Consider the following 14,368-nt stretch of genomic DNA (forward strand, 5'->3'; position numbering starts at 1 on the left):
AATGTAGGCCAAAATTTCTGGCACCGCAATTTAGTTAACCAGGTGCAGTTCTCCTTTATCCCTTGCATCTGGCCAGATAGCGGTAATGGTTGGGAAATTTCTGAAGAATTTACGACCGTCTTTGCGCTTTAAAGTTACTTCGGTCCCCCACTTGGTTTCCTTGAAAGACTGCACTACAACCAGCATGCCTTCCACTGATTTCATATCTGCAATTCCGCCCCTTTTAATAATGAAATTTTTCCTGGGAAATTTAACGTATTCAAAGTTTCCCGATTCGGGCCGGTCAATTTTTAAGACCTGTCCCTGTTGCAACATACTGGTTTGAGCCTGTACTTGTGACATACCCGCAAATAATGCGAATATGATAATTATAGCGATCTTTTTCATGGTGTATTATTATATTATCAATATGTGGTTAATATATTATAAATATAATAAAATTATACCACATTATAAAACAATTACTACTGTTAAAAGGTGTTAAACTATTAGGATATGATAGTAATACTATTATATTTGCGATGCTTTAGTAGATGCTCATGAAATATTTGATACAAAACCTGAAAATAACGGTTAACGAAAAGATTTTCGTGAAGGACCCTGAGTCCTCCGAATTGGGGAAGCGAATTATACGGAACAGCATTGAACTGATTTCAGAAATCGGTTTTGAGAAATTTACATTCAAAAAACTGGGAACGCGCATCGGTTCCAATGAAAGTTCTGTATATCGCTACTTTGAGAACAAGCACAAACTGCTCATCTATCTCAGTTCCTGGTACTGGGGCTGGCTGGAGTACCAGTTGGTACTCACTACCAACAGCATTGATGACGCGGAAGTGCGTTTGGATAAGGCCCTGGAAATATTGACGCGCCCGGTGGCGACGGATCAGTCGTTTTCCCACATTAACGAGGTAGCCCTACAGGATATACTTATAAATGAATATTCAAAATCATACCTGACCAAGGAGGTGGATGATGAAAACAAAGAGGGCTATTTTGAAATTTACAAACGGATGGTTCTGCGACTTGGCAGCATGATTGAAGAGGTAAATCCAAACTATCCCTATCCGCTCAGTCTTTCCAGTACTGTTTTGGAGGGGTGCATGCACCAGTATTTCCTGAAGGACCATTTTCCGTCCATCACTAATTGTATAACTCACGGAAGCCCCACGGATTATTTCAAATCCCTGGTCTTTTCAACCCTTAACCATACAAAATAATGCCGAAATCTATGTTGACATCCTGGCAGCGTCTGATTGGGCTGCTGACCCTTGAGAAGAAGGACGTTTTCCAGATCTTCTATTATGCCATCTTCGCTGGTTTGGTAAACCTGTCACTTCCTTTGGGGATACAGGCCATTATCAATTTAATTCAGGGCGCGCAGGTCAGTACTTCCTGGATTGTGCTTGTAATTCTGGTTACCCTTGGGGTGGCTTTTGTTGGGGCCCTGCAGCTCATGCAAATACGGATCATTGAAAACGTTCAGCAAAAAATATTTACCCGTTCCTCCTTCGAGTTCTCCTACCGCTTCCCAAAAATCCGGATGAGTGAGCTCAGGAACTACTATCCACCGGAGTTGGCTAATCGCTTTTTTGATACGCTCACCGTTCAGAAAGCGCTGGCTAAAATTCTGATCGATTTTCCGGCGGCCCTGCTGCAAATCCTTTTCGGATTGCTGCTGTTATCGTTTTACCACCCATTTTTCATCTTTTACGGCATACTATTGCTGTTGCTGATTTATGTGGTGTTTAAGTTTACTGCCCAGCGGGGGTTGGATACGAGCATTGAGGAATCCCGAAATAAATATCGGGTGGCGCACTGGATACAGGAAGTAGCCCGCTCCATCATCAGCTTTAAACTGTCCGGGAAGACTTCCCATGCCATTGATAAAAACGATGCTTTGGTGAGCGATTACCTGGAATCCAGGGAAAGCCATTTCCGTATCCTGGTCATTCAGTTTATACAAATGATTGGCTTCAAGGTGCTGGTAACGGCTGGCCTTTTGCTTATTGGCGGCTTACTCGTGCTTAACCAGGAGATGAATATCGGGCAGTTTGTTGCCGCGGAAATCATTATCCTGCTGGTGATCAATTCGGTTGAAAAACTGATCCTGGGCCTTGAGACCTTTTACGATTTACTTACTTCCCTGGAAAAGCTTGGGGAAGTTGTAGACAAAACCCTGGAACCCCTGGACGGAGAACGCCCGTTTAATCCCGAGGAAGGCTTTACGGTCGAGTTGAAAGAAGTGACCTACCATGTGCCGGATCGGGATAAGCTGATCATAGACCACGTCAATCTGAAGGTTACCCCTTCATGCATTGTTTTACTGCAGGGTCCGAGTGGATCCGGTAAATCTACCTTGCTAAGGCTTATGACGGGGATATTGCAGCCAGACTCCGGGCAAATTTTTGTAAACGAAGTTTCCCTGGCCGGGGTTAACCTGAATTATTACCGATCCCATTTAGGGAAATCCATGCCGGAGGAGTCTCCCTTTGAAGGCACCATTCTGGACAACCTGACCTTTGGCGATACGAGCATCAGCAATGAGGTAATCTATTGGGCGCTGGATAAGGTAAAACTTTTGTCCTTTGTTAAGGAACAACCCATGGGGCTGAAGACAATTATATATCCTGAGGGCAAGCAGGTCCCTTATACCGTTGGAAAGAAGTTGGTCCTGGCCAGAAGTATCCTGCGCAAGCCCAAATTACTGGTACTTAAGGACCCCCTGGATCATTTTAATGAGGAAGAATCGATTGAGATAATGGATTTTCTGACCGATCCGGCTAACGGATGGGCCCTGATTGTGGTCAGCGAAAACGCCCGATGGGCCAGTCGTTGCAACCGTGTTGTACATATGAGTGAAGGTAAGATTATTAAAGAAAGTTGAAATGCTGAATATTTCACCAAATAAGCTTAACGAAAAGGTAGACCTGATGAGATTCAGGGCTGCCCAAAAGGTATTCCACAGGAGGCATTACAAGCACTTCAGTCGGTTCCTGCTGGTTTCCTCCCTAATAGGGTTCATCATACTCTTTTTGCCCTGGACGCAGAACATCAACGGGGAAGGATACCTTACAACCCTGAATCCTGACCAGCGACCCAATACGATTCAGTCGCCCATCCCGGGCCGGATTGAAAAGTGGTTTGTGCGCGAAGGGGACCTGGTACAGGCCGGAGACACCATACTGTTTATTTCAGAAGTCAAGAATGAATATTTTGACCCGCGTCTTATAGAGCGGACCGGGAAGCAAATTGAGGCAAAAAACCGTGCGGTAAGCTCTTATCAGGAAAAGGTAAAGGCGCTGGGCAGCCAGGTGGCCGCCCTGGAAAATGAGCGTAAACTCAAGTTGCAGCAGGCAAAGAACAAATTGCTCCAGGCACATTTAAAGGTTACCAGCGACAGTATTGACCTGGAGGCGGCCCGCACCAATATTACCATTGCCCAAAGGCAGTATGACCGGACCAGCCAACTGGAGTCTGAAGGGTTGAAGGCGGTTACGGATGTGGAAGAAAAACGTCTCAAATTACAGGAGACCCAGGCAAAATTGATTTCACAGCAAAACAAATTGCTGGCCAGTCGGAATGAAGTTATCAATGCGCAGGTGGAGATTAGCCGTGTCCAGGCGGAGTATACCGAAAAGATCTCCAAGGCCCAGTCTGACCGTTTTACGGCAGAATCATCGCAGTTTGACTCGGAAGCCCAGGTAACCAAACTGGAGAATGAATACGCCAACTATGAGCGCCGCAATGAATTGTATTACATAAGGGCCCCCCAAAGTGGTTATATAAATAAAGCCATCAGGTCCGGACTGGGGGAAACCTTTAAAGAAGGCGATCAGCTCGTAAACATAATGCCCATAAACTATGAAATGGCAGTGGAAACCTATGTGGACCCCCTGGATCTGCCCCTGATACATCTGGGTGAAAAAATACGGATCCAGTTCGATGGCTGGCCTGCAATTATCTTTTCCGGCTGGCCCAATGTTTCCTATGGGACTTACGGGGGTACCGTAGTGGCTATAGAGACCTTTATAAGTTCGAACGGGAAATACAGGATTCTGGTAGCCCCTGACCCGGAGGACCATCCCTGGCCCAAGGAATTACGCGTGGGATCTGGTGCTTATACTATAGCTCTACTGGAAGACGTACCTATATGGTACGAATTGTGGCGACAGCTCAATGGCTTCCCCCCGGATTATTACAACCCATCAAAGATTGAAAAACCGTCAACGGTTACAATGCCTGAAAAATGAGAAATGCGCTTTTTTACATATTTCTTCTTTGCCTCTGGCCGGCTTTGCAGGCCCAGCAGGCCGACAGCCTTGAACTGGGCTATCGGGAGTACCTGGCGTATGTTAAACAATTCCATCCGGTTGTAAAGCAGGCCGACCTGGTGCTCGGACTGGCTGATGCCAATTTGCTGCAATCCAGGGGTGGTTTTGACCCCAAACTGGAAGTAGACTACGACCGCAAGGAATTCAGCGGGACCGAATACTATGACCGTTTGAATGCCACTTTTAAAATCCCAACCTGGTATGGGGTGGAATTCAAAGGGCAGTTTGAGCAGAATGAAGGGGATTTTCTGGACCCTGAGCGTACGGTGCCCACAGATGGCTTGTACAGTGCAGGAGTAAGTGTTTCAGTAGGGCGTGGGTTTTGGATCAATGAGCGCATGGCTACCCTGCGAAAGGCACGGTTTTTTGAGCAGCAAAGTGAGGCAGATCGGGACCTGCTGGTCAATGAGATCCTCTTTAGTGCTTCTGAGGCCTATTTCAGCTGGCTTCAGGCATATAATGATTTACAGGTATTCCAGAATTTTCTGGAGAATGCCAGGGTGCGTTTCGAAGGGGTAAAGAGCAGTGCCCTGGCCGGAGATCGTGCCGCTATTGACACAGTGGAGGCCCGGATTGCTTTGCAAAATCGTGCCCTCAGCCTGGAACAGGCAAGGGTTAACCTACGGAACAAATCACTTGAAGTATCTAATTTTATCTGGCTAGGGGATGGGATACCCGTTGAATTACAGCAGGATGTAAGACCTGAACCTGATCCGGCAACCGCCGTTACTGAATTGCTGGAACTAAGGGACCTTAGCATGGAAAATTTTGCTCTTGGAGATCACCCCAAACTCCGCTCACTGGATTTTAAAATAAGGGGCCTGGAGGTAGACAAGCAACTGAAGATAAACGGACTGTTGCCTCAGATAGACCTGGAGTACAACTTTCTTACTGAAACCCCCGAACTGATACGGAGTTTTGAAACCCAGGAATACAAAGGAGGAGTGCGTTTTCGAATGCCGCTATTCCTGAGAAAGGAAAGAGGTGCGCTTAAGATGGCTAAATTCAAACTGCGGGATGCGGTTCTGGAGCGGGATTACACCCTTATCAGCATACAGAACAAAGCCCTTGCCCTCTTTAATGAACTGGATTCATTTACCCGGCAGAATGAACTGATCAGCCAGATTGTTTCGGACTATAGCCGTATGCTTCAGGCCGAAGAACGTAAATTCAGTTTTGGGGAAAGTTCCGTGTTCCTTTTGAATTCCAGGGAAAGAGCCCTGATCGATGCCCGTTTGAAGGGCAATGAGGTGCAGAATAAGTACCTGATGGCCAAAGCCAAACTGTTCCGGGCACTCGCCATCAACCCGCTGATAAATCCCTGAGCCGATTACTTTGTAAGGAAAACGAATTTGTAACTACTCAAGTAGGGTCCAAAATGAATTACGATTTATGCGAACGGTAAATACAGAGAGTAAAACGGAAGTGGATTTAATTCAGGATGCACTCGGGGCAGCTATGGATTATAACAGCTATATGGAAGAGCTTTCCGATCAGGTAAATGGTGGGAAAACCTCAGGGCCCGTGCAGTCAGAGGCTTATGTTCATTACACCTTGCTCAACAGACAACGTATGCTCCGCTGGGATCGCACTTTCCGACTCATGGAGGAGGACATGGAAAAACTGTCGCATCTGAAAGAACCCCTGATCTGGCTGGTGCTTACGGAAAGCTGGTGCGGGGATGCGGCCCCCGTCTTGCCGGTACTGAATGCCTTCGCGGAAAACAGCCCAAAGATTGACCTCAGAATAGCCTACAGGGATGAGCACCCGGACCTTCTGGATTTATATCTCAGTAACGGGGCCCGCTCCATTCCCAAGTTGTTAATGCTGGAGCGCAATTCCCTCAAGGTCCTGAAAAGCTGGGGCCCCAGGCCGGCTGTGGCTCAGCGTATGACAGATGCCTATAAAGCGGAACACGGGGTCTTGAGCCCGGAGTTCAGGGAGCAACTTCAGAAATGGTATAACAAAGATAAAGGTCAGGAAATCAGGAAGGAACTCCTCGAGTTACTTGCTTTGAAATAGATAGGTAATGGTTCCCGGCTGTACTGAGCGCTGGGCCGGGCTGAACCGCGCTTTCAGGGCGTAGGCAATGGCATTGTCGATAAGGCAGCCATTGGAAGTGGTGGAGCTTTTGGAATTATAATCGGCTTCCACTACAAACCCCAGATTATCTACTTTTATGTTAACAACCACCTTGCCTCCTTCAATGCAGGTATAGATTGGCGGCGGCAGTTTGTAGGCAGACCGGTCTACAAGTGAATAGGATATAGAAGTCCTCCGTTCTGCAAGGTTGTTGGTATATTCTTTTTTCTCGGCTTCTTTTTCCCCTATGAGCTGCTTATTCTCTTCCCTTTTTTTGGCCAGCTCCCGCAAGGTGGAGTTAAAGGCCTCCGAATCTCCAAGATAATCTTCGTTTTCCTCGCCACCGGTAAGCTCTTCCCTTTCGGCCATGATTTCTTCCAGGGTCTTTAGAGGTTCAGGGGCTCCGTAAGTGGGCTTTGCTGTTTCGTTAAAAGCCATATGGCTTTTTACCGGATCTTCTGCCTGTAGTTCTTCCAGTTTTTGCTCCTCCTCTTCCAGCAGGGCCTCTATGTCTTCGTCTGCAAGGCTCATCTCTATTACGTACTCCTCCTGTTCACTGCTCCCCAAATGCAGGTTAAACAGGGTCAATACCAGGATCGCCAGCGAGAAGCCGGTAATGATCAACGAAAGCTGGCTACGGGTAAAATCCATATGCATATAACCGCTTTTTTCCGCTTTTATTTCATTTTCCTGATCCATGAATACTTACTGGATTGAATATCCCTTTTCCCTTAAGCGTTCTTTAAACTGCTCAGGGCTTATCGCTTTATTTACGTCAAAAGGTCCTATTTTGGTTCTTTTAAGGGCGGATAAATAGGCTCCGCTTCCCAGAGCTTTTCCAAAATCGTGGGCCAAAGAACGGATATAAGTACCTTTGCTGCACACTACTCTAAAGGCCACTTCGGGAAGTTCAATGTGCGTTATTTCGAAGGTATCGATACGGATCTTTCTGCTGGGTACTTCAACCTCCTTCCCGCTCCTGGCATATTCATATAAGCGCTTCCCGTCCTTTTTGAGGGCAGAGAAGACCGGGGGTTGTTGCAGGATTTCCCCGGTAAATTCCGAGGCCATTTCTTCTATAGCAGCTTTGTTCAGGTGTGCTGTGGGAAAATGCGCATCCGGCTCGGTTTCCAAGTCATAGGAAGGAGTAGTGGCCCCAAAAGTGAAAACACCGGTGTATTCCTTGGTCATTTCCTGGAACTCCGGAATGGTCTTGGTCTTTTTGCCGGTGCAAATAACGAGCAGGCCGGTGGCCAGCGGATCCAGCGTCCCGGCATGACCAACTTTTATTTTTTTAAGCGTAAAGGCCTTTTTAAGTGCCCATTTAACGGCATTGACAGCCTGGAAAGAAGACCATTTATAAGGCTTGTCTATCAGCAGGATTTGTCCTTCTAAGAATGCTTCTCTGGAAAATTCCAAAATATTGAGATTAGGGGCCTATGCTGTCCAAAATACCGAAACCATTGCAAACAAGCCCACCACAAGACAATATACGGCAAAAAAGCTGAGTTTGCTGTTGCGAACCAGTCGGATCATCCAGGTGCATGCCAGCAAACCAGCCACAAAAGCCGCGACAAAGCCAGCACCCATACTGCCCAGATTTGAGCTCTGAAGGCTGAGGTCCCCGCTCAGGATATCCTTGGCGATCTTTCCAAGTATTAAGGGGACCACCATTAAAAAGGAAAACCGGGCAGCCTTTCTTTTGTCTACCCCCAGTAGTACAGAAGTTGCAATGGTTGCCCCACTTCTCGAGATGCCGGGAAGCATGGCAACCGCCTGGGCAATTCCTATGAGTATCGAGTTCGGGAAGGAAACGGGCTTGTGGGTATTCTTTGCCCTGTCTGCCAGAAACAGTAAGAGAGCCGTAAGTATCAGCATGGCACCCACAAAAGCAATGTTCCCGCCGAAAAATGCTTCCAGCTGGGCTTCAAAAAAGAGCCCGACCAAAACAGCCGGAATCATAGAAAGAAGTATTTTAAGGGTAAACCGGCTCTCCTCATTATTGGAAAACTTGAAGAGGCCACCTAAGATTTCCCATACATCTTTGCGGAAAACGACCAGAGTGCTCAGGGCCGTGGCAAAATGGAGTACAACGGTAAAGAGGAGGCTTTCTTCCGGCATGGAGGAGTCTCCCAGCAGGGCTTTTCCGAGTTCCAGATGTCCGCTTGAAGAAACGGGAAGAAATTCTGTCAGCCCCTGAATGATTCCCAGAATAATTGCGTCTATAACTTCCAATTATTTGGATTTACTTTTGTGCGGATTGGCCAGGATGGCATAGACCTCTATCCCCAGGCCTATCAATACCAGGGTTGGAGCGAGCCGTATCCTGCGAAAGTTAAAAATTTCAGGGTTGAAAACATTGGGATCATCACTGCCACCACCGGCCATCAGTATATAGCCAAGGGCAATTAAACCCAGCCCGATAAACATCAGGATATAATTTTTACGCTGGAAAATAAATTCCTGCTGTGGCTTTTGCTGCAGCGAATTTTTGTTCTTTTTACTCATAGGGCAAATTTAGTAATATAAATCATCTGTTCGCAGGTTCAGGAACCGCTGCGTTGCGAAATAGGTGCTGACCAGGGAAATGAGCAGTCCGAGGATAAAAACGCCCGAAAAAAGTATTGCCAGCATTTTCAGGTCCTGCAATACTCCGAGCTGTGGAAAATTAAGGTCCAGATAATACAGGAGGCCAAACAGCGCCACTATTGCCAGCAGTGCCCCAAAGACACCCAGTTTAATGTTGGTCCAGATAAAGGGTCTGCGGATAAAAGATTTGGTCGCCCCTACCATCTGCATGGTTTTAATTATGAAGCGTTTGGAATAGATAGACAGGCGGATGGAGGAATTGATCAGTAAAACGGCTATAAGGGTGAATACCGCACTGGCGATAAGGATTCCCAGCCCTATGCGCCTCACATTTTCAGTTAACAGGCTTATTGTGGGCCTGTCATAGCTAACTTCTTCCACAAAACTCCTTTTGCCAATATCAGCGGCAATAGAATCTACCTGGCTGGTGGAAACAAAGTCTGCGTTTAAATTGACATCTATTGAATTTTTAAGGGGGTTATAACCCAGGAATTCCAGAAAATTTTCCCCGATTTCCTCACTGTGTTCTTCGGCGGCCTCTTCCTTGGATACAAATACCGCAGACTTTGTGTAATCAGACATCACCAGGCTTTTTTGCAATTCATCTATTTCAACCTGTTTGGCGGTATCTTTAAAAAAGACTGAAATCGTTATTTGTTCTTTAAAATGGTCGGCTAGTTTTTTGGTGTTGAGCACCAGCAGGCCCAGGATTCCAAGCAAGAACAGGACCAGGGCAATACTCAGGGTGACTGAAAAATAAGAAGAGATCAATTTCCGCCGCTGAAAGCGCTCAAACGATTTACTCATAGCTGTATATGAATATGTAAAAATAGGAAAGTATATGGATTCCGCTTATTTTTGCGCAGAATTAATAAAACGGGCATACCCGCCCAAAAACATACCCCCTGGATGCATTACGATTTTAAGGAAATCGAAAGAAAATGGCAGAAGTACTGGGCAGACAACAAAACCTTCCGTGCTCAATTCCCTTCTGAACAACCCAAATTTTATGTCCTGGACATGTTTCCCTATCCCTCCGGGGCAGGACTACACGTAGGGCATCCCCTGGGGTACATAGCCAGCGATATCTACGCCCGCTTTAAGAGGCATAAAGGATTTAACGTATTGCATCCAATGGGTTACGATTCCTTTGGTCTTCCGGCGGAGCAATACGCCATTCAAACCGGGCAGCATCCGGCCATTACAACGGAAGCGAATATTAAGAGGTACCGTGAACAACTGGATTCTTTAGGTTTTTCCTTTGACTGGAGCCGGGAAGTACGTACCTCAGACCCGGCCTATTACCGCTGGACCCAGTGGGTTTTTATGCAGTTGTATAACTCCTGGTATAACAAGGAGGCGGATAAGGCAGAGCCGATAGAATCTCTGATCAGTTCCTTTAAGCAATCCGGAAACCTTCAGATCAGTGCTACCTGCGACGAGGACACCCCGGAATTCAGCGCGGCTCAGTGGAAGGCGATGACTGCTGCAGAACAGGAGAAAATACTTTTGAAATACAGGCTTACCTACCTGGCCGATACTGAGGTAAACTGGTGCCCGGCCCTGGGCACAGTGCTGGCTAATGATGAGATCATTAACGGGGTTTCAGAACGGGGAGGACATCCGGTTATCCGGAAAAAAATGACGCAGTGGAGCATGCGAATCACAGCTTATGCCCAGCGCCTGCTGGATGGTCTGGACTCTGTAGACTGGCCACAACCCTTAAAGGATTCACAGACAAACTGGATAGGACGCTCGGTGGGTGCATCGGTGGTTTTTCATACACAGCCTTCTGATACCCAACACCAATCTTTTTCGATAGAGGTGTTCACTACCCGGCCGGATACAATTTTCGGGGTCAGCTTTATGACCCTGGCTCCGGAACACGAGTTGGTAGGGCCCCTTACAACACCTGAGCAGGAAGCTGCAGTAAATGATTATGTCGAAGCGACCTCCAAGCGTTCCGAGCGGGATCGCATGGCAGATGTAAAAACGGTTAGCGGGGTATTTACCGGTTCCTATGCCATACATCCCTTTACCAAAGAACCCATACCGATCTGGATAGGGGATTACGTGCTGGCCGGATACGGTACAGGCGCCGTAATGTCTGTCCCTTGCGGAGACCAGCGGGATTACGATTTCGCCAAACATTTCGGAATACCTATCCCGAATATTTTCAAGGACGTCTCCATAGAAACCGAGGCCTTTGAAGATAAGGCAAACACGGTCATTGCCAACTCAGACTTTATTAACGGCTTGGGACAAAAAGAGGCGAGCCGTAAGGTTATCTCCGAACTGGAAGCCCTGGGCCAGGGAAAAGGAACGATCAACTATCGCCTGAGAGATGCCGTTTTCAGCCGGCAACGGTACTGGGGGGAGCCCTTCCCGGTTTATTACAACGCGGAGGGTTTGCCCAGACTCATTCCTGAGCATTGCCTGCCTCTGGAATTACCGGAGGTGGAAAAGTATTTGCCTACCGAGACAGGGGAACCGCCCCTGGGCAACGCCACACACTGGGCCTGGGATGTGCAAAAAGAGGCGGTAGTAGCCAACGACCTGATCGATCATAAAACGGTTTTTCCGTTGGAACTGAATACGATGCCGGGATGGGCCGGGAGTTCACAGTACTTTAACCGGTATATGGATCCGGGCAATGATAAGGCCCTGGTTTCTGAACAGGCCAATGATTACTGGCAAGACGTGGACCTGTACATAGGGGGGAGCGAACACGCCACCGGGCACCTCCTCTACTCCCGCTTCTGGCAAAAGTTTATGTTTGACAGGGGTTGGGTGAAGCAACCCGAATACGCCCGAAAACTGATCAACCAGGGGATGATCCTGGGTACTTCGGCCCTGATTTACCGTATAAGGGGTACTGAAACCTATGTAAGCAAAGGGCTGACCGAACAACATCAGGTAGATGAAATACGCGTCGACGTAAATCTGGTCAATGCGTCTGACGAACTGGATATAGAAGCCCTTAAACAATGGCAACCGCAGTATAAGGATGCCGAATTTGTTAAGGAATCAGGCAAGTTCCTCGTGGGGAGGGAAGTCGAAAAGATGTCCAAATCCAAGTTTAACGTTGTAAACCCGGACCTTATCTGTGAGGAGTACGGGGCAGATGCCCTTAGGATGTACGAAATGTTCCTCGGGCCCCTGGACCAGTCGAAACCCTGGAATACCGCAGGGATCAGCGGGGTATTCGGATTCCTGAAAAAATTGTGGAGACTCTATCACCAGGGACCGGATGGGCAATTTACAGTCTGGGATGCAGAACCTTCCAAAGACAGTTTGAAAACCCTGCACAAGACCATTAAAAAAGTTACAGACGATATAGAAAACTTCTCTTTTAATACCTCTGTCTCTACCTTTATGATTTGTGTTAATGAACTGGCTGCTTTCAAATGCAGGGAGCGCGCAGTTCTGGAACCGCTGGCAGTATTGATCGCCCCGTATGCTCCGCATTTAGCGGAAGAGTTGTGGCATAAGCTTGGAAATACAGTGTCAATAGCGAGGGTTTCCTATCCGGAATTCCAACCGGAATACCTTGTTGAAAGCAGTAAGGAATACCCCATTTCCTTCAACGGAAAAATGCGCTTTACCATGGAGTTGCCCCTGGACCTGTCTAAGGAAGAAATTGAGGCAGCCGTCATGGCACATGAAAAGACGCAGCAGCAGCTCGCTGGACGGACCCCTAAAAAAGTGATAGTGGTTCCGGGCAAAATCGTGAATATTGTTGGATAAATTTGCTGCCCGCCACAGGAAAGGCGATCTTTAGGAAGATCAACCACCCTCTTTGGAAACAGCTGAATTTTTGGGTCTGATAGCGGCTTGCTGTACTACAGCGGCATTTATGCCGCAGGTTTATCGCGCCTGGAAATCAAAGTCCGTCCGCGATATCTCCCTTTTTATGTACCTGGTTTTTCTTACCGGAACCATCCTTTGGTTTATTTATGGAATATTGATTCATAGTATTTCAATAATCCTGGCCAATGGGATTACTTCAATCCTGGCCTTGATTATCATCTTTTTAAAACTAAAATATCGATAAACGACACTTAACAATTTGATAATATAATTGAACATACCCCTAAAAAATAGGGGGTCAATTGAAAAAATAAGTGTTTTTACATTACATACCCCCTAATTTTTATCGATTTTATTTCTAATAAAGCAAAAAATACAACATCTTTACATCAAAATCATAATATTCAAACTGATGGTAATTGGTATTCCAAAAGAAATTAAGAACAATGAAAGCCGTGTAGGGATGACCCCTGCCGGAGTAATGGAACTCATTCGTTATGGACATACAGTCCATGTTCAGTCTGGTGCAGGAATTGGCAGCGGCTTTACGGATGAAGATTACAAAAAGGTAGGAGCTCATGTACTGGACACGATTGGCCAGGTATATGCAATCAGCGATATGATTGTAAAGGTGAAGGAGCCCATTAAGGAGGAGTACCCGCTCATCCAGAAAGGCCAGATTGTTTTTACGTATTTCCACTTTGCCAGCTGCGAGGAACTCACTGAAGCGATGATAGCCAGGAAGGCCGTTTGCATTGCCTATGAAACGGTTGAGGATGCCGATGGCAATCTGCCCCTTCTGACACCCATGTCTGAAGTTGCTGGCAGAATGGCCATTCAGCAGGGGGCCAAATTTCTGGAGAAACCTGTCAAAGGAAGAGGGGTATTGCTCGGAGGGGTTCCCGGTGTTGCTCCTGGCAGGGTTTTGGTACTGGGAGCCGGAACAGTAGGCATTCAAGCTGCGAAGATGGCAGCTGGTTTGGGAGCCCATGTGACCATAATGGATGTAAGTATGAAGAAGCTGCGTTATGTGAATGATGTTATGCCTCCTCATGTGGTGACCGAATTCTCCAATGAGTACAATATCAGAAAACACATAAAGAACCACGATCTGATTGTGGGGGGTGTATTGCTGAAAGGAGCGAGGGCCCCTAAACTTATTACCCGCGATATGCTCAAGGAGATGAAGCCCGGAACAGTTATAGTAGATGTTGCAGTTGATCAGGGTGGCTGCGTGGAGACTTCCCGCCCGACCACTCATGAAGACCCGATTTTTATAATCGATGACGTGGTGCATTACTGTGTGGCTAACATGCCCGGCGCCGTTCCCTATACATCCACAATTGCATTAACCAATGTTACCCTGCCCTATGTCCTGAAACTCGCAAACCAGGGGTGGGAGGATGCCTGCAAGGCAGACCCATTATTGGGCAAAGGCCTTAATATTGTGCTGGGAAAGGTGGTTTATGACGAAATAAGAATACCAGAGGAACCCATTCCTGCGCTTGCAGTCTGAAAAGCGGCAAAATGTCAGGTTTGAGAATTGAAATCCG

14 protein-coding genes are annotated in these 14,368 nt (G+C 47.1%); 8 read left to right on the forward strand and 6 right to left on the reverse strand.

The window, feature by feature from the left end:
- Nucleotides 1-30: 30 nt before the first annotated feature.
- Entirely contained in the window at nucleotides 31-387 is a 357-nt protein-coding gene (locus ACT6NV_RS07920) for a hypothetical protein (protein ID WP_445383943.1), read from the reverse strand.
- A 152-nt stretch (nucleotides 388-539) separates the two neighbouring features.
- On the opposite strand from ACT6NV_RS07920, the gene ACT6NV_RS07925 reads away from it, so the two are divergent.
- From ACT6NV_RS07925 to ACT6NV_RS07945, 5 genes are all read left to right on the forward strand, one after another.
- Nucleotides 540-1,220: a TetR/AcrR family transcriptional regulator gene (locus tag ACT6NV_RS07925; RefSeq protein WP_445383944.1), complete on the forward strand. Its 681-nt coding sequence runs from the start codon at nucleotides 540-542 to the stop codon at nucleotides 1,218-1,220.
- Nucleotides 1,220-2,887, forward strand: a complete 1,668-nt coding sequence (locus tag ACT6NV_RS07930; protein ID WP_445383945.1) for a peptidase domain-containing ABC transporter — start codon at nucleotides 1,220-1,222, stop codon at nucleotides 2,885-2,887. Before ACT6NV_RS07925 ends, ACT6NV_RS07930 begins: the two co-directional genes overlap by 1 nt.
- A 1-nt stretch (nucleotide 2,888) precedes the next feature.
- Complete coding sequence (locus tag ACT6NV_RS07935) at nucleotides 2,889-4,253, forward strand: HlyD family secretion protein (protein ID WP_445383946.1); 1,365 nt, start codon at nucleotides 2,889-2,891, stop codon at nucleotides 4,251-4,253.
- Complete coding sequence (locus tag ACT6NV_RS07940; protein ID WP_445383947.1) at nucleotides 4,250-5,659, forward strand: TolC family protein; 1,410 nt, start codon at nucleotides 4,250-4,252, stop codon at nucleotides 5,657-5,659. Before ACT6NV_RS07935 ends, ACT6NV_RS07940 begins: the two co-directional genes overlap by 4 nt.
- Before the next feature lie 67 nt (nucleotides 5,660-5,726).
- The gene (locus ACT6NV_RS07945) at nucleotides 5,727-6,356 is read left to right on the forward strand and encodes a thioredoxin family protein (RefSeq protein WP_445383948.1); all 630 of its coding nucleotides are present in this window, start codon (nucleotides 5,727-5,729) and stop codon (nucleotides 6,354-6,356) included.
- Here the strand turns inward: ACT6NV_RS07945 and ACT6NV_RS07950 are convergent.
- From ACT6NV_RS07950 to ACT6NV_RS07970, 5 genes are read right to left on the reverse strand one after another with little or no spacing between them, the layout of a single operon-like run.
- Complete coding sequence (locus tag ACT6NV_RS07950; RefSeq protein WP_445386679.1) at nucleotides 6,339-7,067, reverse strand: hypothetical protein; 729 nt, start codon at nucleotides 7,065-7,067, stop codon at nucleotides 6,339-6,341. The two genes, ACT6NV_RS07945 and ACT6NV_RS07950, sit on opposite strands and share 18 nt — an antisense overlap.
- 54 nt (nucleotides 7,068-7,121) lie before the next feature.
- Entirely contained in the window at nucleotides 7,122-7,835 is a 714-nt protein-coding gene (gene truB, locus ACT6NV_RS07955; protein WP_445383949.1) for a tRNA pseudouridine(55) synthase TruB, read from the reverse strand.
- A gap of 18 nt (nucleotides 7,836-7,853) precedes the next feature.
- The gene (locus ACT6NV_RS07960; RefSeq protein WP_445383950.1) at nucleotides 7,854-8,651 is read right to left on the reverse strand and encodes an undecaprenyl-diphosphate phosphatase; all 798 of its coding nucleotides are present in this window, start codon (nucleotides 8,649-8,651) and stop codon (nucleotides 7,854-7,856) included.
- Nucleotides 8,652-8,924 (reverse strand): DUF3098 domain-containing protein, encoded by a 273-nt coding sequence (locus ACT6NV_RS07965; protein WP_445383951.1) that lies wholly within the window; start codon nucleotides 8,922-8,924, stop codon nucleotides 8,652-8,654.
- A gap of 9 nt (nucleotides 8,925-8,933) precedes the next feature.
- Nucleotides 8,934-9,812 carry a cell division protein FtsX gene (locus ACT6NV_RS07970; protein WP_445383952.1) on the reverse strand — a complete coding sequence of 293 codons (879 nt, stop codon included), beginning with the start codon at nucleotides 9,810-9,812 and terminating at the stop codon, nucleotides 8,934-8,936.
- A 102-nt stretch (nucleotides 9,813-9,914) separates the two neighbouring features.
- On the opposite strand from ACT6NV_RS07970, the gene leuS reads away from it, so the two are divergent.
- The 3 genes from leuS to ald all read left to right on the forward strand — a co-directional run bounded on the left by leuS (nucleotide 9,915) and on the right by ald (nucleotide 14,331).
- Nucleotides 9,915-12,752 carry a leucine--tRNA ligase gene (leuS, locus tag ACT6NV_RS07975; protein ID WP_445383953.1) on the forward strand — a complete coding sequence of 946 codons (2,838 nt, stop codon included), beginning with the start codon at nucleotides 9,915-9,917 and terminating at the stop codon, nucleotides 12,750-12,752.
- A 52-nt stretch (nucleotides 12,753-12,804) separates the two neighbouring features.
- Nucleotides 12,805-13,059, forward strand: coding sequence for a SemiSWEET transporter (locus ACT6NV_RS07980; protein ID WP_445383954.1), 255 nt, complete (start codon nucleotides 12,805-12,807; stop codon nucleotides 13,057-13,059).
- A 168-nt stretch (nucleotides 13,060-13,227) separates the two neighbouring features.
- Nucleotides 13,228-14,331 carry an alanine dehydrogenase gene (gene ald, locus ACT6NV_RS07985; RefSeq protein WP_445383955.1) on the forward strand — a complete coding sequence of 368 codons (1,104 nt, stop codon included), beginning with the start codon at nucleotides 13,228-13,230 and terminating at the stop codon, nucleotides 14,329-14,331.
- Nucleotides 14,332-14,368 lie beyond the last annotated feature (37 nt).

The organism is Robiginitalea insularis (assembly GCF_052497835.1).